The 22,403-nt window shown below is 73.2% G+C and carries 20 protein-coding genes; 10 read left to right on the plus strand and 10 right to left on the minus strand.

Going from position 1 to position 22,403, the window contains the following annotated elements:
* Window positions 1–57 precede the first annotated feature (57 nt).
* The 6 genes from IE195_RS15625 to IE195_RS15650 all read right to left on the minus strand — a co-directional run bounded on the left by IE195_RS15625 (window position 58) and on the right by IE195_RS15650 (window position 6,108).
* On the minus strand, window positions 58–807 hold the full coding sequence (locus IE195_RS15625; RefSeq protein ID WP_225943331.1) for a DUF1295 domain-containing protein: 750 nt from the start codon (window positions 805–807) through the stop codon (window positions 58–60).
* 59 nt (window positions 808–866) lie between these two features.
* Window positions 867–2,144 carry a class I SAM-dependent methyltransferase gene (locus IE195_RS15630; protein ID WP_191272079.1) on the minus strand — a complete coding sequence of 426 codons (1,278 nt, stop codon included), beginning with the start codon at window positions 2,142–2,144 and terminating at the stop codon, window positions 867–869.
* Complete coding sequence (locus IE195_RS15635; RefSeq protein ID WP_191272081.1) at window positions 2,141–3,400, minus strand: SAM-dependent methyltransferase; 1,260 nt, start codon at window positions 3,398–3,400, stop codon at window positions 2,141–2,143. Before IE195_RS15635 ends, IE195_RS15630 begins: the two co-directional genes overlap by 4 nt.
* A 68-nt stretch (window positions 3,401–3,468) precedes the next feature.
* Window positions 3,469–4,281, minus strand: coding sequence for a DUF1365 domain-containing protein (locus IE195_RS15640; RefSeq protein WP_229826242.1), 813 nt, complete (start codon window positions 4,279–4,281; stop codon window positions 3,469–3,471).
* On the minus strand, window positions 4,278–5,570 hold the full coding sequence (locus IE195_RS15645) for an NAD(P)/FAD-dependent oxidoreductase (RefSeq protein ID WP_191272083.1): 1,293 nt from the start codon (window positions 5,568–5,570) through the stop codon (window positions 4,278–4,280). The genes IE195_RS15640 and IE195_RS15645 overlap by 4 nt, the downstream gene beginning before the upstream one ends.
* A gap of 214 nt (window positions 5,571–5,784) precedes the next feature.
* Complete coding sequence (locus IE195_RS15650; RefSeq protein ID WP_191272085.1) at window positions 5,785–6,108, minus strand: hypothetical protein; 324 nt, start codon at window positions 6,106–6,108, stop codon at window positions 5,785–5,787.
* A 590-nt stretch (window positions 6,109–6,698) separates the two neighbouring features.
* Here IE195_RS15650 and IE195_RS15655 point away from each other — a divergent pair.
* Window positions 6,699–8,174 carry a bifunctional phosphatase PAP2/diacylglycerol kinase family protein gene (locus tag IE195_RS15655; protein ID WP_191272087.1) on the plus strand — a complete coding sequence of 492 codons (1,476 nt, stop codon included), beginning with the start codon at window positions 6,699–6,701 and terminating at the stop codon, window positions 8,172–8,174.
* Window positions 8,175–8,243: 69 nt separating this feature from the next.
* Here IE195_RS15655 and IE195_RS15660 read toward each other — a convergent pair whose 3' ends face one another.
* Entirely contained in the window at window positions 8,244–9,218 is a 975-nt protein-coding gene (locus IE195_RS15660; protein WP_191272089.1) for a phosphotransferase, read from the minus strand.
* Window positions 9,219–9,325: 107 nt separating this feature from the next.
* On the opposite strand from IE195_RS15660, the gene IE195_RS15665 reads away from it, so the two are divergent.
* The gene (locus tag IE195_RS15665) at window positions 9,326–10,621 is read left to right on the plus strand and encodes a winged helix-turn-helix domain-containing protein (protein ID WP_191272091.1); all 1,296 of its coding nucleotides are present in this window, start codon (window positions 9,326–9,328) and stop codon (window positions 10,619–10,621) included.
* Between the two features lie 199 nt (window positions 10,622–10,820).
* Here the strand turns inward: IE195_RS15665 and IE195_RS15670 are convergent, their stop codons facing one another.
* Entirely contained in the window at window positions 10,821–11,561 is a 741-nt protein-coding gene (locus IE195_RS15670; RefSeq protein WP_191272093.1) for a maleylpyruvate isomerase family mycothiol-dependent enzyme, read from the minus strand.
* A gap of 160 nt (window positions 11,562–11,721) precedes the next feature.
* Here IE195_RS15670 and IE195_RS15675 point away from each other — a divergent pair, with 160 nt between their 5' ends.
* Window positions 11,722–12,663 (plus strand): MBL fold metallo-hydrolase, encoded by a 942-nt coding sequence (locus IE195_RS15675; protein ID WP_191272095.1) that lies wholly within the window; start codon window positions 11,722–11,724, stop codon window positions 12,661–12,663.
* Between the two features lie 185 nt (window positions 12,664–12,848).
* Window positions 12,849–14,288, plus strand: coding sequence for a WGR domain-containing protein (locus IE195_RS15680; protein WP_191272097.1), 1,440 nt, complete (start codon window positions 12,849–12,851; stop codon window positions 14,286–14,288).
* Between the two features lie 67 nt (window positions 14,289–14,355).
* On the opposite strand, the gene IE195_RS15685 is transcribed toward IE195_RS15680, so the two are convergent.
* Complete coding sequence (locus tag IE195_RS15685) at window positions 14,356–16,209, minus strand: stealth family protein (RefSeq protein WP_191272099.1); 1,854 nt, start codon at window positions 16,207–16,209, stop codon at window positions 14,356–14,358.
* A 250-nt stretch (window positions 16,210–16,459) separates the two neighbouring features.
* Window positions 16,460–17,245 carry a class I SAM-dependent methyltransferase gene (locus IE195_RS15690; RefSeq protein WP_191272101.1) on the minus strand — a complete coding sequence of 262 codons (786 nt, stop codon included), beginning with the start codon at window positions 17,243–17,245 and terminating at the stop codon, window positions 16,460–16,462.
* Between the two features lie 303 nt (window positions 17,246–17,548).
* On the opposite strand from IE195_RS15690, the gene IE195_RS15695 reads away from it, so the two are divergent.
* From IE195_RS15695 to IE195_RS15720, 6 genes are all read left to right on the plus strand, one after another.
* Window positions 17,549–18,160: a hypothetical protein gene (locus IE195_RS15695; protein WP_225942476.1), complete on the plus strand. Its 612-nt coding sequence runs from the start codon at window positions 17,549–17,551 to the stop codon at window positions 18,158–18,160.
* Window positions 18,157–19,302: a PrsW family intramembrane metalloprotease gene (locus IE195_RS15700; protein ID WP_191272103.1), complete on the plus strand. Its 1,146-nt coding sequence runs from the start codon at window positions 18,157–18,159 to the stop codon at window positions 19,300–19,302. Before IE195_RS15695 ends, IE195_RS15700 begins: the two co-directional genes overlap by 4 nt.
* Before the next feature lie 82 nt (window positions 19,303–19,384).
* Window positions 19,385–19,672, plus strand: a complete 288-nt coding sequence (locus IE195_RS15705; RefSeq protein WP_191272105.1) for a hypothetical protein — start codon at window positions 19,385–19,387, stop codon at window positions 19,670–19,672.
* Between the two features lie 157 nt (window positions 19,673–19,829).
* Window positions 19,830–21,071: a helix-turn-helix domain-containing protein gene (locus IE195_RS26500; RefSeq protein ID WP_191272107.1), complete on the plus strand. Its 1,242-nt coding sequence runs from the start codon at window positions 19,830–19,832 to the stop codon at window positions 21,069–21,071.
* A 132-nt stretch (window positions 21,072–21,203) separates the two neighbouring features.
* A complete protein-coding gene (locus tag IE195_RS15715) occupies window positions 21,204–21,641 on the plus strand; it encodes a hypothetical protein (protein ID WP_191272109.1) in 438 nt (145 codons plus the stop codon).
* Window positions 21,642–21,840: 199 nt separating this feature from the next.
* Window positions 21,841–22,320, plus strand: coding sequence for an SRPBCC family protein (locus IE195_RS15720; protein ID WP_191272111.1), 480 nt, complete (start codon window positions 21,841–21,843; stop codon window positions 22,318–22,320).
* The last annotated feature ends 83 nt before the right edge of the window (window positions 22,321–22,403 follow it).

Below are 22,403 nucleotides of genomic sequence, written 5' to 3' on the forward strand. Positions count from 1 at the left end.
GGGTCGTCTCCCTCCCCCGGCCCGGGCCGTCCCCCGTCCCCCGTCCCCCGGAAACCCCTACGCCCCCGGGGCGGACCTCTTCGGCGGCAGGGGGAGGAAGGCGCTGGTCCTGGCCGCGTACTCCGCCCAGCCGGGACGCCCCGACATGTGCTCGTCGAGCAGCCGCTGCCCTGAGCCCCTGGTGAGCAGGTAGGTCATCACCAGGGGCGCGGGCAGGGTGAGCAGCACCCACCAGGAACCGGCCGCGACGAGGAAGAGCCCCCACCAGACACAGGCGTCACCGAAGTAGTTCGGGTGCCGGGTCCAGGCCCACAGGCCCCGGTCCATGATCCTCCCCTTGTTGGCGGGGTCGGCCTTGAACCGGGCGAGCTGGGCGTCACCGACGCTCTCGAAGACCATCCCGACCAGCCAGAGCGATGCGCCGAGGAAGGCCGCCCAGCCCAGGGGACCGGCGGTGAAGGCGGCCACCTGGATCGGGAGTGAGACCAGCAGGACCAGGGCGCCCTGGAGCAGGTAGACCACGCGCAGCGCGTACAGGTTCGGGTTGCCGGGGGCGTCGGCGAGGAACCGCTCGTAGCGGGGGTCCTCCCCCTTGCCCCGGCTGCGCAGACCGATGTGGGTGGCCAGACGCAGCCCCCACACCGCGGTGAGGACGCACAGCAGCCAGTTCCGGACGGGGTCGCCGAACCCGGTGGCGGTGGCGACGGTCGCGGTGGTCACCGCGACCGCGGCGAAGGCCGGTCCCCAGGCGACGTCCACGACGCTGTGCCTGCCCAGGCGCACCCCGACGGCGAAGGTGGCGAGCATGAGGGCCCCCAGCACGGCGGCGGTGAGGCCGAGGTTGAGCAGGAGGGCGGTGGTGGTGCTCACGCGTCCGCCTCCGCCGGGTCCGAGCCCGGGCGGCGGGCGAGGATCTGGTCCACGCCCATGCGGCCCTCCTCGAAGGCGAGTGCTCCCCCGGCGAGGTAGAGCCGCCACATCCGGGCCGCCTGCGGCCCGGCCAGGGAGACCAGCTCGTCGAAACGGCGCTCCAGCGTGTCCGACCAGGCGCGGGCGGTGCGCACGTAGTGCTCGCGCAGGGCCTGCACGCCGCGCACCTCCAAGCCCGCCTCCTCCAGCAGGCCGACGGTCTCGCCGAGCGGGCGCATGTGCATGTCCGGGGCGACGTAGCGTTCGATGAACGGGCCGCCGCCGGGGTGGGCGCCGCGCCGGGACATCTGCTGGACCAGCAGGGACCCGCCGGGGGCCAGCAGGTCGTGGAGCTGGCGGGCGAAGGGCGCGTAGGTGTCCCGGCCCACGTGCTCGCCCATCTCCACGGCGGCGACGGCGTCGAAGGGCCCGGGCCCGAAGGTGTCGGGTTCGATGTCGCGGTGGTGCAGCAGGCGCACGTCCACGAGCTGGTCGAGCCCCTCCTCCTCCGCGCGCCGGTGCACGTGGTCGCGTTGGCGTTCGGACAGGGTCACCGCGGCGACCCGCGCCCCGTACCACCGGGCGGCGTGCAGGGTGAGCGAACCCCAGCCGCAGCCCACGTCGAGGAGCCGGTCGCCCTTGGTCAGCCCGAGCTTGTCGCAGACCAGGTCGAGTTTGGCGCGCTGGGCCCCGGCCAGGCTCTGTTCGGGTTCGTCCTCGTCCCACAGGGCGCAGGAGTAGGCCATGGTCTCGTCGAGGAGGAGTTCGTAGAGGTCGTTGCCCGCGTCGTAGTGGTGCGAGATCGCGGCGGCGTCGCGCTGCCTGGAGTGCAGCCGTCCGCCGGTGCGGGCCTCGGCCGCCGGCGGGGGCGGCGGCGGACCGACCACGCCCAGGACCAGGGCGACGTGGGCGATCCGCGCCCAGGTGCGCGGCCCGGGCAGGGACGTGCCGTGTTCGCGGACCGACGCCCACACCCGGCGCAGCGCCTCGGTGAGGTCGCCCTCGACCTCGATCCCGCCGGTGACGTAGGCGCGGGACAGGCCCAGCTCCCCGGGCCTGGCCAGGATGTGGCGGAGGGCGTCGCGGTCGCGGACGGTCACGCGCGGGGCGTTTTCGGGGCCGGTCTCGCTGCCGTCCCAGGCGCGCAGGCGGACCGGCAGCACACCGTTGAGGAAGGCGGCGGCCAGGGGGCCGATGAGGTGGGCGGCGCCCCGGGGGCGGGTCGTGGTGCTCATGCGGCACGCTCCATGGTGATCTGCTCGACGTCGATGATCCCGGACCGGAAACCGGCCTCGCAGTAGGACAGGTAGAAGTTCCACATCCGGCGGAAGGTGTCGTCGAAGCCCAGGGCCCGGACCCGGTCCGCGGCGCCGGTGAAGCTGTCCCGCCACACGCGCAGGGTGTCGGCGTAGTCGTGGCCGAAGGCGAGGCGGTCGGTGATCCGCAGGCCGGTGCGGGCGGCGAGCTGTTCGCGAACTGCGGTGACCGAGGGGATGAGCCCGCCGGGGAACACGTACTTGTGCATCCAGGTGTGGGAGGTGCGGGAGGCCCGCATCATCCGGTGCTCCATGGTGATGCTCTGCAGGGCGACCCTGCCGCCGGGGCGGACCAGCCTGTCCAGGGCGGTGAAGTAGGCGGGCCAGTAGCGCTCTCCGACCGCCTCGATCATCTCGCAGCTCACCACGGAGTCGTAGGAGCCGGTGGCGTCCCGGTAGTCGCACAGGTCCACGGTGACCAGTTCGGACAACCCCTCGGCCGCCACCCGTTCGCGGGCGAGGTCGCGCTGCTCGGTGGACAGGGTGATGGAGGTGACGCGGGCGCCGCGCCGGGCGGCGCGCACGGCCAGCTCCCCCCAGCCGGTACCGATCTCCAGCAGGCGGGTGCCGTCGGTGACCGCGGCGGCGTCCAGGAGCCGGTCGACCTTGCGCTCCTGGGCGCGGGCCAGCCCCTGCGGGTCGCGCGGGTCCCCGTCGGTGAACAGCGCTGACGAGTAGGTCATGGTGCGGTCCAGGAAGAGCGCGAAGAGGTCGTTGGAGAGGTCGTAGTGGTGGCTGATGTGGCGGCGGGCCCCGGCACGGGTGTTGCGGTCGGAGGGGGGTCTGCGCGGCAGCGTGAGGTGGCGCAGGGGCTGCAGCGGCCTGGGGACGAGCTCCTCGTAGTGCTCGGCGAAACGGGTGAGCGCGGCCACCGGGTCGGGTGAGTCCCACTCCCCCGCCATGTACGACTCCCCGAACCCGATGAGGCCGTCGTGTGCGAGGCGGGCGTGGAAGGCGTCGGGGTCGCGCAGCCACAGGACCGGGGCTCCGTCCTCGGCGGGCCCGGCGGGCGGGGACTGGGGGCCCGTGTGCAGGCGGATGCCGACCGCTGGGAGGGCGCGGGCGACGAGGCCGCGGGCCACGGCGGTGCGCAGTCTCCCGGAGGGGATCCGGGCCACGTCGGGCCAGCGGTGCGGGTCGACGGTCCCGGGCGGGTTCGGGTTGGTGGTCGTCATGGTCGTGTTCCTCGTGGTTCGGAAGGGGTCGGGGCTCTCCCGGGTGCGGCCGCACCCGGTGCGTGTCCTCAGGAGCCGTCGGTGGATGGTCCGGATCGTGCGGGCGGCCCGCCGGGGCACGGGGACGGCCCGGGCCGTGCCCGGACGGGGAGGCCGCGCAGGTACAACCAGACCCCGTGGACGCGGATGCGGACCGCGTTCACGAGGGGGGCCAGCGGTTGGCGCAGGGACAGGCCCAGCAGCCGGGCGGCCGTGGCGGGTCGGCGGCGGCCGTGCACGGAGGCGGTGAAGGGCGGCCGCCCGCCGCGGTGGAGGGCGACGGTCAGGGCCAGCCGTTCCCCCGGTTCGGGCAGGCTGAGCCGGTAGTGGCCGTCGACCGCGTTGAAGGGGGACACGTACAGGGCCTTGGCCACGGCGGCGCGGCCCCGCTCGTCCGGGTGGAGGAGGTAACGGTGTCGGCCGCCGTAGGTGTTGTGCACCTCGGCGACCACCGCGAGCGGGGACCCGTCGGGGTGGTGGCACCAGTAGACGGTGAGCGGGTTGAAGACGTATCCGAGTACCCGCGGGTGGGCGAGCATCAGGATCCGGCCGCCGTGCGGGGTGACGCCGTGTGCGCGCAGGTAGGCGTCGAGGTCGGAGCGCAGGGTCGCGGCCCGGCCGTCGCCGTGGTCGGCGGGGTGGAACCCGGCCAGGAACCGCAGCGGCCACGGGAGCCGGGGCGGGTGGTCGAGGTCGATCAGCCAGTAGTGGGTGCGGTGCGCGAAGGCGTGGCGCAGGGGTTCGACGCGCACGTGCCGCACGGTCGCCTCGTACAGCGCGGGTGTCACCGGTACCGACGGCGCCGCTCGGGCGGCCGTGCCCCGTTCCCGTGCGGTGGTCACCACTGCCTCCCCAGGGCCGCGGCCGCCTCGACGCCGGCCCGGCAGCCGTCCTCGTGGAAGCCCCAGCCGTGGTGGGCCCCGGCGAAGGCGAGGGTGGGCCCGTCGAGGTCGCGCAGGCGGCGCTGCGCGGCGACCGACTCCGGGGTGAAGACGGGATGGGTGTAGTCCATGGCGACGATCACCCGGTCGGGGTCCACGTGGTCGTCGGCGTTGAGGGTGACCACGTAGTCGGTGCCCCCGGGCAGGCCCTGGAGGCGGTTCATGTGGTAGCTGACCCGGACCGGGGCACGGCCCGGGTCGCAGGAGGACAGGCGGTGGTTCCAGGAGGCCCAGGTGTCGCGGTCGGCGGGGAGGACCGAGGTGTCGGTGTGCAGCAGGGTGCGGTTGAGGGAGTAGGTGAAGGCGCCCAGGACCTCGGCCTCCTCCGGGGTGGGCGCGTCGAGGAGGGCGAGGGCCTGGTCGGCGTGGGTGGCGACCACGGCGGCGTCGAACTCCAGGTCCTCGGTGGCGGTGCGCAGCCGTACCCCGTCTCCGGTGCGGGAGAGGCCCAGCACTGGGGTGCCCAGGCGAACCGAGTGCAGGTTCTTGACCACGCGCTCGACGTAGGCGCGCGATCCGCCCTCCACGGTGCGCCAGCGCGGCGACCCCCAGATCCCGAGCATGCCGTGGTGCTCCAGGAAGGTGAACAGGTGGCGGGCGGGGTAGTCCAGGGCGGTGCCCGCCGGGCAGGACCACACCGCGGAGACCAGGGGCTGGAGGAAGTGGGCGGTGAAGTAGGGGGAGAACCCGTGCCGCTCGACGAAGGCCCCGAGGGTGGGGCCGACCACGGTCCCGTGGGGGTCCACGGCCCGGGCGGTGCCGAGCAGGCGGCGGGCGGCCCGGTGGAAGCGGGGGACGTCGGCGAGCATGCGCAGGTAGGCGGTGCCGTGCCGGGCGCGGCCCGGCCACAGGGCCCGGAGCCCGCGCGCGCCCGCGTACTCCAGGCCGCAGTCCGCGCAGCTCACCGACAGGCTCATCTCGGTGGGCCGGGTGGTCACGCCCAGCTCGTCGAAGAGCCGGAGGAGGTTCGGGTACGTGCGGCGGTTGTGCACGATGAAGCCGCTGTCCACACCGAGTTCCCCGCCGTCGGGGCCGGTCAGGGAGTGGGTGTGGGCGTGCCCGCCGGGGCGGTCGTCGGCCTCGAACAGGGTCACGTCGTCGTGGCGGTGCAGGACGTGCGCCGCGGTCAGCCCGGAGACGCCGCCGCCGATGACCGCGACCCTGCGACGCCCGGGGATGTGTGTGCTCATGCGTCCTCTCGCGAAACCGGTGTGTGGGTGACGCGAGGGATTCGGAGCAGGCGGCGGCGCGGATTGGTGGCTGGCAGAAAAGATTCACGGAATGCGAGGGGGATGCCGACATGGCCTGTCGGAGTCCTCCTCGCGGTCCGTGCCGTACTCGGTCGGCCGCGGTGCGCGAAGGGAGCGGGGGACCAGCCGGGGCCGCCGCCCGGGTACCGGTGGGTCAGAGGTCAGCGAGGGCGGTGGAGCCCGGGGCCAGACCGAGCCCGGAACGGAGCTCGGCGCACACCTGCCGACAGGCCCGGTCCCCGGTCACCACGTCGATCCGCCCGCCCCGAGCCCACCGGGCGAGCTGGTCGGCCCACTCCGAGCGCGGCATGGACACCACGTCCGGGAGCTCCACCTCCTCGCTGACCGCGGTGGGGGCGCCGTCGGTGAGCACGGTGACCCGGCAGCCGGGGTGGGCCTCGGCGGGGTCGGCGGTGAGCGGCTGCTCGGAGTGCAGGACCACGACGTGGATGGGGTCGGGGGTCTCGGTGGTGGCCATGGGTGCCTTTCCTAGGGGAACGCCCGAAACCTACTCTTCCGGGGCTCCTCCGAAACCTCGCCTCCAGGGCCGAAACCGGCCACCAGACCGCGATCCGGGGCCGCGGGGGGTACGGCGCCCCCGGTCAGAGGGCGCCGCCGGGCGGCCCGCCTCCGGGTGCCGGGCCGGGTTCGCCGTCGGTCCCCCGACGGCCCGGGCAGGACGGGCGGCCGGGGAAGGCGGTGTCGACCGGCTCCCGGACCGCGGTCCGTGCAGGGGCCCTCCCGGACTGGAGGAAAGACGGGAAAACCACCGCAAGCGAAACAAGGGCAGGCTAACCTAAAAGGAATCGGTGGGTGTCCCGAGGCGCGTACGGGACACAGCCGGAACGCGGTGCGGGGGCGACGGCTCTTCCCCAGTCGTCGCCCCCGACCCGTGCCCCCGATGACCGGCCCCTCACGAGCTGCGCGCGGAGCCGCGGCCCTGTCGGACCCCCGGGCCGCCCAAGACGCGGCTGCCAACGCCCGGGGCGGAGTGGGGCGGTCCGGTGTGGCCCGGGCGACGAAGCCCGCCTATGGACAATCCGACCCCCGGGTACCAGGCTGAGCCCCATGCGACTGCTCCAGCGACTCCAGCGGATCGACAAACGTGTCTACGACCGGATCACCCGGGTGGGCACACCCGTCCTGGACGGTTTCACACCGAAGTTCGTCCAGGGCACCGACAACATGGCGCCGTGGGTACTGGTCTCGGCCACGCTCGCGGTCACCGGCGGTCCGCGGCTGCGCCGCACCGCGCTGCGGGCGATCGTCGCCGCCGGGGCCGCCAACCTCGGTTCCGCTGCGGTCAAGTACCTGGCGCAGCGGTCCCGACCGGACAGTTCTTCGGTGCCCGAGGCCCGCTCCCCCTACCGCACCTACCCCAGCTCCTCCTTCCCCTCCGGGCACACCGCCGCCGCGACCGGCTACGCGGGCGGCGTCATGGCGGACGCACCGCTCCCGCTGTCCGTCCTGGTGTCGGCGATCGCGGGCATGGTGGGCTTCTCCCGCGTGCACAGCGGTGTCCACTACCCGGGCGACATACTCGGCGGAGCGGCCCTGGGGGTCGGGTCGGCCCTGCTGGCCCGCGCCCTCGTCCCGCCCCGTCCCGAACTCGTCTTCGGGGCGAACACCGTCCCCGCGGGCGAGGCCCCGGAGGACCCCGAGGGCGTCGGGGTGACGGTGGTGGTCAACCCCCGCGGAGGTGACAACACGGTGCCCGCCCTGAGCACCGCCGACACGACCGCCCGGGTGGCCCGCCGGCTGCCCCGGGCGAGGATCGTGCCGATGTCCGCCGACGACGACGTCGCCGAGGTGATGGACAAGGCCGCACGCGACTGCGAGGTGCTCGCGGTGGCCGGCGGCGACGGGACCGTCAACGCCGGGGCCACGGCCGCGCTGGCCCACGACCGGCCGCTGCTGGTGCTGCCGGACGGCACCCTGAACAACTTCGCCCGCACACTCGGGCTGACCTCGGTGGAGACCTCGTTGCGCGCCTTCGCCGGACGCCGCCTGGCCCGGGTGGACGTGGGCGAGGTGGACGGACACGTCTTCCTCAACACGTCCTCCTTCGGTTCGTACCCGCGCATGGTGGAACGGCGCGACCGGTGGGCCGACCGGATCGGTAAGTGGCCCGCCTTCGCCCTGGCCCTCTGGCGGGACCTGCGCGAGGTCCAACCGACCCCGGCGTTGGTGGACGGACGCCCGGCCAAGGTGTGGTGGGCGTTCGTGGGCAACTGCCGGTACCGGACGCACGCGCGGATGCCGGGGCTGCGGGAGAACCTGGACGACGGGCGGTTGGACGTGCGGGTGCTGTGCGCACGAACGCCGTTCCCCCGGCTGCGGGCACTGGCGGACGTGCTGTTGGGCCGGGCGCTGTCCGGCGCGGGCTACACCGAGCGGCTCACCGAGTCGCTGACCCTGGCCATCCCGGACGAGCCCCGGTTGCTGGCGGTGGACGGCGAGGTCATGGAGGGGGCGCCGACGGTGGTGTTCCGCAAACGTCCGGCCGCGCTGAAGGTGTTCGTTCCCGTGGCGGCCAACGGCTGAACCGCGGCAGGGGTGCGACGGCCCGCGTGCGGCGGCCGGGGGCGCCCGGTGCGGGCCCCGCGGCCGTGGTCAGCGGCCCAGCCCGGCGAGGATCGCGCCGAGGTCCCGCCACGCCTGCTCGGTGTCGGCTCCGCGCCGGTGCGGAGCGGCGAACCAGTCGACGAACTCCACCACGTCCTGCAGGTCCCAGCGCAGCCGGTACAGGGCGAGCAGGGCGGGGTCGGGTGTGTGTCCGGCGGCCTCTGTGTAACGGGCGAGGTCCTCGGGGTCGTCACCGACCAGCCACAGGTCGCGTTCGGGGACGGCGAGCCCCACGGTGTCCCAGTCCACGAACAGCGGCCCCGCCTCGCGCCACAGCAGGTTCCCGGGGTGCGGTTCGCCGTGGGTGGTGACGAGGCGGGACCCGTCGACCTCGGCGGCACGGCGGCCGAACTCCTCCAGACGGCCCAGGAGGACGGCGCCGTGCTCGGTGAGCAGTTCGGCGGTGAGCTCCGCGAAGGGGCCCTGGTCGCCGATCTTCTCCGGGGCCGCGGCCAGCTCGGCCAAGCGGTCGGCCCCGGCCAGGTCCGGGGGTACGGCCCGGGCGGTGTCCGGCGGGGTGCGCCCGTGCAGGCGGGCGAGAGCGTCCAGGACCCGGGCGCGCTGCTCGGGTTCGAGGGTCTGACCGAAGTGGCCGGGCGTGCCCCGTGTGTACGGGAAGACGCTGAGCGCGTAGCGGTCGCCGACCCGTCGGGCGGTGGCGCCGCGGACTGAGCGCAGCGGAGCCACCACGAACCCGAGTCCGCCCTCGTCATGCAGGCGGGCCGCGGTGTCCATGGCCAGGCCCAGGCTACGCAGGACCGTGTCCGGGTCGGCGCCGAGGAACGGCTTGTGCTCCAGGTCGGCGAGGGTGAGGAACCAGCGCCGGCCGGAGGTGTCGGTGGTGCTCCAGTGGTGGTCGCCGAACCCCAGCGGGACGTGCGCCAGGGCCGCCGTGTGGATGCCCCATTCCGTCAGCGCGTCCTGGATCGAGTGTTCGTCGAGGTCAACAGGCCTGTCCCACATGGCTGTGACGCTAGCACCCGTTCTGTCGGTACGGCAGGGTATCTTCGCGCTTTGTCGTCTCCGGCGCGGTGCCGGACGCCCCCGCCCACGACCTGTGAGGAGCCCCTTTGACCTCCCCCCTCCCGGGCCCGGGGCCCGCCGCCTCCCCTGCGGCCGAACTCGACCGGCGGGCCGTGCGCCGTCTGGCCCTGGTCCGCCAGCGGCTCGCCGGGCCGCCGCCGTCCCCCGCAGCGGACGGCCTGCGCGAGGTTCTGCGGGCGCTGCGCTGCCTCCAGCTCGACCCCGTGGGCGTGGTCGCCCCCAGCCACGAACTGGTCCTGTGGAGCCGGGTCGGGGCCTTCGACCGGGCCGACCTGGACCGGCTCCGGTGGGAGGAGCGGTGGCTCTTCGACTACTGGGCGCACGCGGCCTCCGTCGTCCTGACCGAGGACCACGCGCTGCACCACCTCATGATGCGGCGCTACCCGCGCGGGACCTCGGACCACGGCAGACGCCTGACGGCCTGGATCGAGGCCAACGGTGTGCTGCGCGAACACATCCTCCAGCGGCTCGCCGAGAGGGGGCCACAGCCCACCGACGGGTTCGAGGACCTGGCCGCGGTGCCCTGGGAGTCGTCCGGGTGGACCGCCGGGCGCAACGTGGAGCGGATGCTCGACGTCCTGTGGACCCAGGGGCGGGTGATGGTGGCCGGGCGTGAGGGGCGCCGCCGCCACTGGGACCTGGCCGAACGGTGTCTGCCGGAGGGGATGGAGCACATCGAGCTCCCCGAGGCCGAGGTGGTGGCCCGTGCCGCCGAGCTGGCGCTGCTGGCCCTGGGGGCGGGCCGGGCCCGGGACATCGAACGGCACTTCCTGCGCGACCGCTACCCGGGGCTGGGCGGGGTGCTCGCCGAGCTGGTGGAGCGGGGCCGGGTCCTGCGGGTGCGGGTGGCGGGCACCCGGCCGGACGACCCCTGGTACGTGCACCGCGACGCCCTGCCCGACCTGGAGCGGGTGGAGTCCGGGGAGTGGGGGCCGCGCACGGCCCTGCTGTCGCCCTTCGACAACCTGCTGTGTGACCGGGAGCGCACGGAACTGCTGTGGGGCTTCGCCTTCCGCAACGAGATGTACGTGCCCAGGGCCAGGCGCGAGTACGGCTACTACGTGCTGCCCGTCCTGCACGGCGACCGCCTGGTGGGCCGGGCCGCGCTCCGGATGGACCGCCGGACGGGCACGCTGAACGCGGAGGACGTGTTCGCGGAGGAGGGCACGCAGAGCACGGAGGATCTGGCCGAGGCCGTCCCGGCGGTGGCCGCGGCGCTGACGGACCTGGCGGGCTTCGCCGGGGCCGAGCGGGTGCGCTTCCCGGGCAGGGTTCCCGAGGTGTGGCGGGGTGCCCTGGGCCGGGAACTGGTCGTGGGCTGACCGGGTTCGGCACCGGAGGGCCCTTGCCTGTGGAGCCGTCCTCGGCGGGCCGGACCGCGGCGGACAAAAGCACTTGCCGCTCCCGAACCGTCGGGGACTTCCTCAACAGATGAAGACCGTCTCCGGGCCCCTGGGGCCCCGGAATCCGGCCCGCGGAGCGTTTCGGACCCATCACGCCCGACCCCCGAGGCTCCCACGGTTACCCGGTTTCGGCCGCGGAGAGGAGGCGGTCGAAGGAGGACGCGCTCCCGGTGATCTCGAGGGTCTCGGTACCGGTCCGCCGCCACAGGGCGAGCAGTAGTTCCGAGGCGCTGGCCTGGACTGCGCAACTGGCCCGGTAAGCCTCGCGGCGGACCCGCCAGTGCTCCCCGGTGTGGTCGATCGTCCACGCGTGGCCGGTGTCGGTGGCGCTCAGCAGGATGGAACCCACCGACCTCACCGGTTCCGTCGGCAGCCCCAGGGCCTCCCGCAGCCCCAGGAAGAAGCCGAGGAACTCGTCCACCCCGTCCGCGGCCGCGTCAGCGGGCAGGGGCCCGGCCCTGCCGACCGCGTTGAGCAGGTCCCAGGCGTGCACGGCGGTCTCCTGTGCCATGCGTCTTTGGATGAACGCGGCGTCCTTCTGGGGCGCCCAGGTCCAGCGCGGTTCGGCCGGATCGACCGCGGTGAGCACGGTGAGCGTCTCGGCCAGGCCGTCCCGGTACCAGCTCAGCAGGTCCTCGTCCTCGGGCCGTTCCGGGCGCACGTATCCGTCGTCGGGGTCCCTGACCGCGCCGGAGGCGATGGTCCGCCAGAAGTGGTGGGTCTCGCCGACGTGCCAGACCAGGTCGTTGACGTTCCACTCGGGGCAGGTGGGTACGTGGGCGTGCGGCCTGTCCTGGGCCGCGTCGGCTAACAGCGTCCCGCTCTCGCGGAGAACGGTGAGGTATCGGAGGGCGTCCATGTTCGGGACGTTAGCACCTCGTACCGGCGCGGACCCGGTTATCCACAGCCCGGTGCCGCACGCCCCGGCGGGTTCGGGCGAAGCGCCCCGACCCGGCGGAACCGCGGGATACGCTGCTGCCGCCTCCGGGCGCAACGAGCACCAGCCGAAGGGACCTCGCATGGGACAGACCGCGCTGACCGGGCCGGACGCCGGGGAGCTGAGCGAGATCGTCGAGGGCGTGTACGCCTGGGTGCAGCCCGACGGCACCTGGTGGGTCAACAACGCGGGCGCCGTCGCAGGGGACGACGGGCTGCTCGTGGTGGACACCTGCGCCACCGCGACCCGTACCCGGCGTTTCCTGGACGCGCTCGCCGCCGCCACGGCCGGGGCGCCCCTCAGGTGGGCGGTCAACACCCATCAGCACGGCGACCACACCTACGGCAACAGCCTGCTCCCCGGCTCCACCGCGCTGATCGGCCACACCGCCATGCGCGGGGCGCTCAGCGAGGACCCCCTCCTCGAGAACCCGCCTGCGGTCTGGGAACCCGTCCCCGAGTGGGGCGACGTCACCCGCAGGCTCCCCTCCATCACCCTCGACCGCGCACTCACGCTCCACCTGGGCGGGCGCCGCGTCGACCTGCGCCATCCCGGCTACACCGCGCACACCCCCGGCGACGTGGTCGCCTGGCTGCCCGAGGAACGTGTGCTGTTCACCGGCGACCTGCTCTTCCACGGGCTGACCCCGCTGGTGCTGACGGGGTCGGTCGACGGGGCGCTGCGCTCCCTGGAGTGGGTGCGCTCCTTCGGCCCCGAGCACGTGGTGCCCGGTCACGGACCGCTTCTCACCGGTGCCGAACTGGACGAGGTCCTGGCCGCGCACGAGCGGTACTACCGGTTCGTCCTCGAGGCAGCGGAGGGGGCCGTGCGCGAGGGGCGCCCGCCCCTGGAGTGCGCGCTCACCGCCGACCTGGGCGAGTTCGGCGGCTGGGCGGACGCCGAGCGGATCGTCATGAACCTCCACCGTGCCCGGGCCGACCTCGTCGGGGAGCCGTTGGACCCGGCGCGGGCCCTGTCGGACGCGGTGCGGTGGAACGGCGGGCCGATGTCCACGAGCCTGTGACCGGGGTGGGGACGCGGGCACCGCGGCGGCTGGGCGGGGCTCCGGAGCACCCGACTGTCGGTGCCCATCGATAGTTTCGGAACCAGTCGACACGGCCTCCGGGCCGGTGACGTCCCCCGTCTCCCCTGTCCGGCGTCCGTTTCCCCGGCGTGCGCCAGACACACGATCACCGAAGGGTAAGCTCCATGGCCCCCAGCACAACCAGCCCCCACACCTACCTGGAACTGTCGGAGGAGGGCGGCGGCGCACACAAGTTCTACGAGGTCAGGATCGACGGCACCGACGTCACCATCCGGTACGGGCGTATCGGGGAGAGCGGCCAGTCGCGCACCGCGAGCCACGCCACGGTCGCCAGGGCCGAGGCGACGGCGGCGAAGAAGATCGCCGAGAAGATGCGCAAGGGGTACGCCCCCGCGGTGGCCGGGGCCCGCCAACGGCGTGCCGTGACCAGGCGGACGATCGTCAGCCAGCGCTCGACCGCCCGCCAGGCACCGGTGCTGTGGCGGTTCCGTTCGGGCAGCCCCGCCTTCGGCATCTTCGTCGACGGCGAGCGCTGCTGGGTCGGAAACGAGCAGGGGAACGTGTACACCCTGTCGCACGAGGGCACCGTCACCGCCCGTTACGGTCTGCCGGACGGCGTCAAGTGCATCGTGGCCGACGACTTCTGGATCTACGCGGGCTGCGACGACGGCAAGGTCTACGACCTGGGTGCCAAGATCCCGCACGTGGCGTACGAGATCGCCGAGGACGTCGACATCTACTGGCTGGACATCCACGACGGTGTCCTGGGGGTCTCCGACGTCGCCGGCAGGGTCACCGTGATCGACCACGAGGACGAGTTCCAGTGGTCACGGCGCAGCGCGGGCAGTTCCGCGTGGATGGTCCGCCACGACGAGGCCGGTGTCTACCACGGCCACTCCCGGGGCGTGACCATGTACGACGCGCACACCGGAGACGAGCGCTGGTCGGTCCCGACCAGCGGCGCGGTGCTGTTCGGCTGGCAGGAGGGCGACGAGGTCTTCGCCGCCACCTCCCGCAACTCCGTCGACCGCATCAGCAAGGGCGGAGAGCACCGGTCGACGTACCGCTGTGACGGAGCGGTCTTCTCCTGCGCGGCCTCACCGGACGGGCGGTACGTCTTCGCCGGTGACAGCCACTCCTCGGTCTACTGCTTCGCCCGGGACGGACGCCGCCTGTGGAAGCTGGCGACGGGGTGCGGATCGGCCTACTCGATGCAGTTCCACGAGGACCGGCTCTACATCGTCACCACTGACGGTTCCCTGGCCTGCATCGACGCCACTGAGTCCGCGATCGTCTCCGCGGAGCGGGGCAGTGTCCCCGATCCGGTGAGCGTGAAGGCTCCGGCCTGGGACGCGGTCACCCCCGCCACCGAGTTGGAGACCGTCCGCGCGGGCGAGGTCGCCGACGGGGTCGTCGTGGAGTGCGTGGACGAGGGCGGGCGGCTGCGCGTGCGCGTGGTGTCCGAGGGCTTCGACCCGTCCCTGAGGGTGCAGTTCCCCAAGGACATCCGGCGTCCGGGCGCCCGCTACGTCGTGGGCGAGGTCCTCACGTCCAGCGGCGGCGGTTTCTACCGCGTCCGAGGCGACATCCGGCGCCTGGGCTGACCGTCCGCGAGCCGTCCCACCCGCACTCGGGGCCCGAGCGGGCACGGGCCCCGAGTGCGTTCCCCGGTCAGACGGCGGCGGAGACCCGCGACCCCCGGTTCCCGGCCGGTTCCGTCTGCTTCTCGAACCGCGACGGGAACGGGAAACGGCGCTCCAGGAAGTCGCGGACCATGCGGCTCACCGCCTCCTGCTGCTCCGGCGGGGTGTCGAAGTCGTTGAGGCAGAGGAAGTCGTACTCCCCCGGCACCAGGGAGGCGAGCTTCTCCGCCGCCGTGTCGGTGCCGATGTCGACGTACCTGGTCCGGTACTCACCGCGCACCCCGTACCCGTTGAGCAGGGCGTAGTACTGGTGCAGCGTGGTGGCCATGGCGATGTCGTCCGGGTGCCGGAAGCGGGAGGCGGCGGTGCGCTCCACGTCCTCCCGGTACCGCTCCTCCAGTTCCCGGTGCACCTGGCGGATCTGCGGGTAGGGGGCGTGCCGGATCTTCTGGGCGATGTTCGCCCCGAAGGAGTCCAGGAAGAGTCTGCGGGCGTTCTTCCCGGCCCAGTTGGGCGCCGCCTCCTCCGGGACGGGCGGGCCCACGCCGATCTGGTGCGGGGAGAACGGCAGCAGTGCGATCCCGTTGGCGTGGAAGAAGTGCTCGGCGCCGACCGGGTTGGCGAAGAACACGTCGTCGTTGAGGTAGAGGTAGCGCTCGGAGAGGCCCTCGATGTGGTGGAGCTGGGTCTCGATCGCACGCGAGCTGAAGACCGGCAGCACGCCCGGGTCGGTGAAGATGTCGCGGTGGTCGACCACCGTGAGGCCGGGCTCGCCCGTGTCCAGCCAGTGCGGGACCTGGTTGTCGGTCACCACGTAGATGTTCCGGACGAACGGCGCGTACATCTGGAGGGAGCGCAGCGAGTAGCGCAGTTCCTCGTGGTCGGTGAAGCGGGAGGCGTTGGCGGCGTGCGAGGCCAGGTCCGGCTGCTGGCCGCGGTGGCGGGCGCGCTTGTCGGCGTGCTCCGGGTCGGAGCCGTCCACCCACGTGTAGACCACGTCGACGGGGAAGTCGACCTGTTCCGCGTGGCGGTGGGAGAAGGGCCGGTAGGTGGGCAGCTCACGGCCCCTGACGGTGAGGGCGGCGGTGACGCGCTCGGAGGCGGGCAGGACGTCGGCGATCCGGTTGGGCCGCGGGGCGAGCAGTGCTTCGGCCATGGCGTCGGCGGGGACCTTGACCCTGAGCCGGTCCAGGGCCCGCTCGGCGCGCTCGCTCTCCAGCACGGAACTCCCGTCCCGCCAGAACTCCACGTCGCAGCCGTACTCGAACCCGGCGAACAGGTCGCCCCCGGCGGAGAGCAGCTGTTCGGCGAAGCGGATGACCAGGCCGGACTTGACGTTCTCGGCCAGGGCACCGTCGACGTAGGCGGAGTGGTTCGTGATCCGGCCCCGCGAGCCGGGTTTGGCGGCGTAGACGGCGCTGTGCGCGTACAGCTCGCGCATGGCCTCCAGGAAGGCCTTCTTGCCGGAACGGTGCACGCCCACGACGTGGCGCAGCGGTGAGCGACCCGGTACCAGGAAGTAGTCGACCCCGGCGGACCGGAGTGCCTCGGTGACCAGGCCCAGGTTGCGGTCGGAGGCTCCTGCGGCGGTGAAGTGCTCCACGACCCGGCCCAGCATCTCGGTGCCCCCGGGCCGTCCGGCCGCGCCCGCGGTACCGCTCCCCTGCTCCTCCGACGAGGTGTCCTGCTCCTCCGGCACGGTGAAGGTCCGCAGCCGGGGGTCCTCGGCCAGGAGTGCGCGCCTGCGGGCGGCGATCTTCGCCAGGCGTTTCTCCTGCGCCCTGAGGGCCGCTTCGGCCTGGCGCCGCTCCTCCCTCCGGGCTCTCACGGAGGGGGGAAGCAGGCGTTCGGTGGTGCGCTTGGCACGCGCCGTCAGGGACATGGACAGCCTTTCGGTGGGGCGCGCAGCGTCCGACCGCTGCCGCCCCGGGGTGGTGACTGGGGATGGTGGCGGGACCACACTCCTCAGACCCGCGAGCCGCCCACACGGATGACAGCTTCGGTGACAAGAGTCCGAACAAAGACCGACCTGCGACTGAACCGCAACCATTCAGGCCGTTTGGTGACACGGAACGGTCGTGTTCTCGACCGGGAGTGACGCAAGTGTCGGCGGCTCGTTCCCCGCCGACCGCTCACTCCGGTGCCGTGACCCTGATCTTCGACTGGCCGTGGGGGAGTTCCTCCCAGTCCTGCATGAACCGCGCACGGAGGCCGTGCTTCTCAGCGAGCGCTACGAGGGTCTCGGTGCGGTAGTAGAAGTCCTCCCGCAGCACGTGGTGTTCGGTTCCCTCTGTGCGGTCGAAGGTGAAGTCGAAGAAGCCTCCGGGGGCGAGTACCCGGCCCACGTGGGCGAGGCACTCGTCGATCACCTCCAACGGCGAGTGCGAGAAGACGCTGTGCGCGTGGACCACGTCGAAGGAGCCTTCGGGCAGGAAGTCGAAGGTGAGGTCGTGGGTGAGGGTCAGGTGGGGCAGCTTGTGCTGGAGGCCGCGCTGGGAGAGGACCTTCTTACCCGCGATCAGGATGTCCGGGGAGATGTCGATGCCGTAGTAGCCGCCCGTGTCCAGGTAGTCGATGAACCGCCATCCCGCCCGGAGGTTGCCGCAGCCGATGTCGAGCATCCGGTGCTCCGGCTTCAGCCCGTGTCCGAGCAGGTAGTCGAACTGCATCTGTCCGAGCGCGAGCCAGCGCTCCTCGTTGCGGCTGCCGACCGCCGCCCTGGGGTCGCGGGCCGCGTCGGAGGCCATCACCGCGCGGTAGTAGGAGACGTGGTCCCGGTGGGTGAGGCGCAGGCGGAGGTCACGGGCGGACCGAAGCAGGTACGGTCCGATCCGGCCGGGGTTGCGCAACGCGTAGCGGATCCGGTGCACCAGTGAGGAGCGGTCTGCGTTGAGGGGGTCGATGGTCTGCTTCGGCATCGGTCGCCCGTGCCCTCCGTCGGTATCGGTAACGCTGGGATTGGCATCACATCACAGGCGGGCCACCACGCCAAGGGGCCTCTCGGGGCAGGCCGCCTTCGGTCGGCCGAAGCCGTCCTCCCCTTCGACCGGTGAACCGGAACGAGGGCGTTCGGATGGCAAAGCGCCGGTCTCACCACCCCCGCTTCCGGTGAAATCACCACAAACATGTGCCAAGTACCCACTGTTTCGTCAACGAGCCCTCCCCGGGATGTTTCGCTGGTGGTGAGCACTCAGGTCCGAGAACGCAGAGACGGGGGCACGATGGCAGAGGAGAGCGCGCAACTGCGCCACGCCAGGCCACGGGGGCCGCGGAGCAACTGGGTCCCGCTGGGCGTCGCCGCGGCGGTGGTGGCGGTCCTGACCCTCGGTTGGGCGATGGTGAACGCCGCCCTGCCCGCCACCGAGGCCCTCCCCTCGGGTCACGGCATGACGCTCGGCTCCGGAGAGGGGTACGAGGCTTCGGTGACCTTCGACGAGGACTGGCAGCTCGACACCGGCGCCAGCTCCCAGGGCCGGCAGTACCTGTTCACGAAGGGCCCGGTGAACCTGCAGATGAGCGTGGTCACCCCGCCTCAGGAGGCCACGGGCACCGAACTGTGGGAGGGCCTGCGCGACATCGTGCGGGTCAGTGACGCCTCGGCGGCCCTGGGCGAACCGGAGAAGGTCACCTCGGACAGCGGCAACGAGGGCCTGCGGGGCGACCTGCACCTCGGGCAGCACACCGGCACCGCGACCGTCTTCCCCTCACCGAACGGGGGCTTCGCGGTCGAGGCGCGCACCGTCGGCACCGAGGCCGGTCAGGCGGAACTGGCCGAGGCGGAGGAGCTGGTCCAGTCGATCCGGTTCAGCCGGTCCACGGGAGGCACCTCATGAGCCACGCACGCCCCGAACCAGACGTTCCGTCCACCCACAGCGGCCGGGTGCCCTTCCCCCGCGACTCCGGACAGGGCCAGGAGGGGGGCGAGCGCCTCCCCGACCCCCGGCAGGACCGGCCCCGCGCCCAGCGCCTGCCCGGGCTGACCGCGGCGGTGATCCTCGCTGTCCTCTGCCTGGTCGGCTTCGGTTTCACCCTGTTGAACTTCGCCGGGGCGATCCGGGTCTTCACCGTCGAGGCGGTGGTATCGGCGCTCCTGCTCACGGCGGTGGGCGTGCTCGGGTTCTGGGTGCTTCGCCGTATCCGGCCGGTCCGGGCCCCGGGCCTGGCGTCCTCGCTCGCGGCCCTGCTCTGGGGGGCGACCGGGGCGATCGGCCTCGCGCTCTTCACCAACTCCAACCTGATGTCGGCCTGGTCCAGGGCGGGCGGACTGGAGTTCGGGACCACCTGGGGCGCCGCGCTGACCGCACCCGTCAACGAGGAGCTGCTCAAGGTGACCGGGGTCGTCCTGATCGCGGTCATGGCCCCGCGCGCGGTCCGCGGCCCGATCGACGGCTTCGTGATCGGTGCACTGGTGGGGCTGGGCTTCCAGCTGGTGGAGAACTTCACCTACGCGTTGAACGCGATCTCGATGCAGGGCGCCACCGACGGCATGCTCTCCGTCCTCCAGACCTTCTTCCTGCGGATCGGCCTCACCGGGCTGGGGTCGCACTGGGCGATGTCGGCGGTGGCGGGCACCGCGGTCGGTGTGCTGGCCGCCGTGGCCTGGCGGCCCGACGCGCGCCGGGCCGCCGGGGCCGCGTTGCTGCTGCTGTTGGCGATGGGGGTGCACTGGTTCTTCGACTCGCCGCTGCTGGAGAACCTGGCCGGAGTCCTGATCAAGACCCTGACGGTGTTCGTCATCGCGATGGCCGTCTACTTCGCGGCGCGGCACGCCTACCGCGGCAGGGTCCGCCGGGCCCTGGCCGAGGAGGGTGAGGAACTGGGCGTCCGCCGCTCCTCGGCGGTGGCCCTGGCCACCCGGCACGGGCGCCGCGCGGAGCTGGGCCGGGTGGCGCGCCCGGAGCGGCCCGCCGTCCGCGCCCGCCAGGAACAGATGGTGGCGATGGCCGAGGACCGAGCATCCGAGTACCGCGCCTGACACCGGACGGCCGCCGCCCCCGCGGGGGTGGCGGCCGTCGTCGCGCTGGCACCCGCCCTGCAGTGGCGTCGCACGCACCCGCTTGCCGGTGCTCCTGCTCGTCTTCGGCGTCTCGGCGGTGCTGCGGCTGCTGACGGGCGGACAGGCAGCGGAGCTCTACACCGCGGTGGCCTTCCTGCTCCTGCCGTACTCCCTGCTGCGTTGGGGTTCCGGTCGCGAGATCGTCGCCCACCACGTCAGCGCGATGGCGATCCGCGCACAGGCGGGTCTGGCCGTGCCGGGGACTCGCTTCGGCGTTCCTCCTCCCCCGCAGGGTCCTGAGCGATCTCCCGAGCGAAGCCGAGCGGCCTTCCCCGGCGGACCCGAGTGACCTCTCGGACGGACCCGCCCCGGGGCGCGCAGGGGGTCCGAAGGAGCCGGGCCGGGACGGAAGGGGCCCGGTCGGAGGAGGTCGGGCCGTTTCCGCCACGGGGCCGGAGGGGCCCTCGTAGCCTGGACTCCGCGGCACCCCAGGGAAGGACGATGCGATGCCCGTGGACGGCACCCCGGACCCGCACGAGGTCGAGATCCCGTTCGGCACACGCCTCAAGCTGAACCGCACCAGACGCGGTATGACCCGGGAGGTGCTGGGCGGCCTGGTGGGGCGCTCCGCCTCATGGGTCAAGGCCGTGGAGACCGGGCGTCTGGGCACCCCCAAACTCTCGATCCTGCTCCGCCTGGTGGAGGCGCTGCGCATCCGCGACCTCGCCGAGCTCACCGGCGAGCAGTCCGTTCCGGTGGAGCTGTTCACCGGCCCGGGGCACGCCCTGCTGCCGAGGGTGCGCGAGGCGGTCAACGCCCTTCCGGTCGGCGACCCCCGGCCCGCTCCCCCGCCGGAGCACCTGCGCGCCCGACTGGCCGGGGCCTGGCGGGCCAGGCACTCGGCGCCCAACCACCGCGAGGTGGTCGGCCGACTGCTTCCCGGATTGTTGGAGGACGCACAGCGGGCGGTGCACCAGGCCGAGGGGGCGTCGGCACGGGCCCGCGCACGGTCGGTGCTGTCGCAGGTGTGTTCGCTGGCGCAGTTCTTCATCGCCTACCAACCCGCGCAGGGCCTGCTGTGGCGGGTGGCCGAACGCGGTATGGCCGCGGCCCAGGAGTCGGACGACCCGCACGCCCTGGGGGTGGCCGCCTGGCTGCTGGCCCAGGCGCACCGGGACGCGGGTGACTGGGAGGCCGCGGACGCGGTCACCGAGGACGCCAGCCGCCATCTCGCCCGGCACCTGCCGGACGGCGGCAGGGACGTGCTCGCGGTCTGGGGCGCCCTGCGGTTCGAGGCGGGGTACACGGCGGCACGGCGCGGGGAGGCCGGTTCGGCGTGGCGGCACTGGGACACCGCACGCCGGGCGGCCGAACGACTGCCCGCCTCCTACTACCACCCGATGACCTCCTTCTCCCGCCCGGTGATGGGCGCGCACGCGGTGACCGTGGCGGTGGAGCTGCGCAGCGGCCACGAGGCGGTGCGCCAGTCCGGGCGGGCCCCGGCGGAGACGATCCCCTCACGGCCGCGCCGGGCCCGGCACCGGATCGAACAGGCCCGTGCCCACCGTCTGGCGGGCCAGCGGGACGAGGCGCTGCGTGTACTGGAGGCCGCACACGAGGCGGCACCGGAGACGGTCCGGTACAACGGTTTCGCCCGCCGGATGGTGCTGGAGGAACTGGAGTCACGCGGGGGGCACCACCGGGACCGGGCGGGCTCACTGGCCGAACGGATCGGTTTACTGTCCTGAGCTGGCCGGGAATCCCTCCGGGGACACATTCCGTACCCCTCGAATCATCGTCGACACCTAGAGTTACCAACCGTCAGAGTCCCGGGTGCTTCAGGGGGAGCCCGGGACCCGTTCAACAGTTCGGGGGGCGCCGTGGGCGACGCCGCCACCATCGAGGCGCAGAACCGGTCGGCGCTGGAGGCCTGGGCACGGGCCATGCGCGCGACGATCGTTCCGGTGGCCGAGAACTGGTGGTCGATCACCTACCAGGCCGAGGCCGTGCTGGCCGACGGCAGCCGGATGCGCTGCCGTTACCGCTACATGATTCCGCGCCAGGCCGCCCTGCGGCGCTGGCGGCGCACGTACGTGGTCGGCCTGGTCCACACCGAGGGCCGGGCCCGGTGCCACCACGTGCGGCAGGTGATCCCGGTGGGCGACACCGAGGCCGAGGCCAGGCACCGGGCCGAACTGATCGCCTCCGCCCTGGTCGCCACGGAACGCAAGGGTGCCTGCGGTGCGAGCGTCGCCAACCTGGAGGTGTACGTGGTCGAACGGGCCACCCTGTGGAAACCGCGCGTCGCGAGGTACTGAGCGGCCGTGCGGGGAGCAGCCCCGGGCCCCGGTTCCGGCACTCGGTCCGAACCGCGGCCCGGACGGTCCGCCACTCGGCCCGTTCACCGCCTGGATGCTGGACCGGGACCGGCCCGAGACCGCATGCTGGACACCTGGGCGACCGGGGGTGACCTGGGCAGTCGCCCCGACTCCATCCGCGCACCGGAGGGCCGCGACCATGAGCACCGAAGTCCGCCTCGGCACCGACCCGCAGGGGGCGCCCGCCCTGCTCTTCACCCGCCGCTACCCGCACCCGCGCTCCGCGGTCTGGAACGCCCTGACCGAAGACGACATGCTCTCCCGGTGGTTTCCGGCCGACGCGCGGGTCGACGCCCGCGAGGGCGGCACGCTCACCCTGGCGTTCCCCGGCGGGGAACCGGAGGTCGTACCCATCACCGGGTTCGACCCGCCGCGGCTGCTGGCCTTCCACTGGTCGGGCGAGGACCTGCGCTGGACCCTGGAGGAGGACGGCCGGGGCTGTGTGCTCCGGCTCTCCAACACCATCGACGACCCCGAGTGGACCGCGAACACGGCCGCCGGCTGGGACACCTGTCTGACCGACCTCGCCGCGGTACTGGACGGGCGCGCGCCCGAGTCCGGCCCGCTCCCCGACGAGGAACTCGTCGAGTACTACCGGGCCGCGCTCTCCACCGACTAGGAATCCGGGCCGCTGGCAGGAGCCGATCGCCTGACGGAGGCGGTGGCGGCCCACCGGAGATCGGGCTCCGGGCACAAGGTCGG

It is taken from the genome of Nocardiopsis terrae, assembly GCF_014651695.1.
Taxonomy (GTDB): Bacteria; Actinomycetota; Actinomycetes; order Streptosporangiales; family Streptosporangiaceae; genus Nocardiopsis; species Nocardiopsis terrae.

Coding starts and splice junctions, on each gene's coding strand:
- IE195_RS15625 (WP_225943331.1), bottom strand. CDS start 807: ATGCTCGCCACCTTCGCCGTCGGGGTGCGCCTGGGCAGGCACAGCGTC.
- IE195_RS15630 (WP_191272079.1), bottom strand. CDS start 2,144: ATGAGCACCACGACCCGCCCCCGGGGCGCCGCCCACCTCATCGGCCCC.
- IE195_RS15635 (WP_191272081.1), bottom strand. CDS start 3,400: ATGACGACCACCAACCCGAACCCGCCCGGGACCGTCGACCCGCACCGC.
- IE195_RS15645 (WP_191272083.1), bottom strand. CDS start 5,570: ATGAGCACACACATCCCCGGGCGTCGCAGGGTCGCGGTCATCGGCGGC.
- IE195_RS15650 (WP_191272085.1), bottom strand. CDS start 6,108: ATGGCCACCACCGAGACCCCCGACCCCATCCACGTCGTGGTCCTGCAC.
- IE195_RS15655 (WP_191272087.1), top strand. CDS start 6,699: ATGCGACTGCTCCAGCGACTCCAGCGGATCGACAAACGTGTCTACGAC.
- IE195_RS15660 (WP_191272089.1), bottom strand. CDS start 9,218: ATGTGGGACAGGCCTGTTGACCTCGACGAACACTCGATCCAGGACGCG.
- IE195_RS15670 (WP_191272093.1), bottom strand. CDS start 11,561: ATGGACGCCCTCCGATACCTCACCGTTCTCCGCGAGAGCGGGACGCTG.
- IE195_RS15675 (WP_191272095.1), top strand. CDS start 11,722: ATGGGACAGACCGCGCTGACCGGGCCGGACGCCGGGGAGCTGAGCGAG.
- IE195_RS15680 (WP_191272097.1), top strand. CDS start 12,849: ATGGCCCCCAGCACAACCAGCCCCCACACCTACCTGGAACTGTCGGAG.
- IE195_RS15685 (WP_191272099.1), bottom strand. CDS start 16,209: ATGTCCCTGACGGCGCGTGCCAAGCGCACCACCGAACGCCTGCTTCCC.
- IE195_RS15690 (WP_191272101.1), bottom strand. CDS start 17,245: ATGCCGAAGCAGACCATCGACCCCCTCAACGCAGACCGCTCCTCACTG.
- IE195_RS15695 (WP_225942476.1), top strand. CDS start 17,549: ATGGCAGAGGAGAGCGCGCAACTGCGCCACGCCAGGCCACGGGGGCCG.
- IE195_RS15700 (WP_191272103.1), top strand. CDS start 18,157: ATGAGCCACGCACGCCCCGAACCAGACGTTCCGTCCACCCACAGCGGC.
- IE195_RS26500 (WP_191272107.1), top strand. CDS start 19,830: ATGCCCGTGGACGGCACCCCGGACCCGCACGAGGTCGAGATCCCGTTC.
- IE195_RS15720 (WP_191272111.1), top strand. CDS start 21,841: ATGAGCACCGAAGTCCGCCTCGGCACCGACCCGCAGGGGGCGCCCGCC.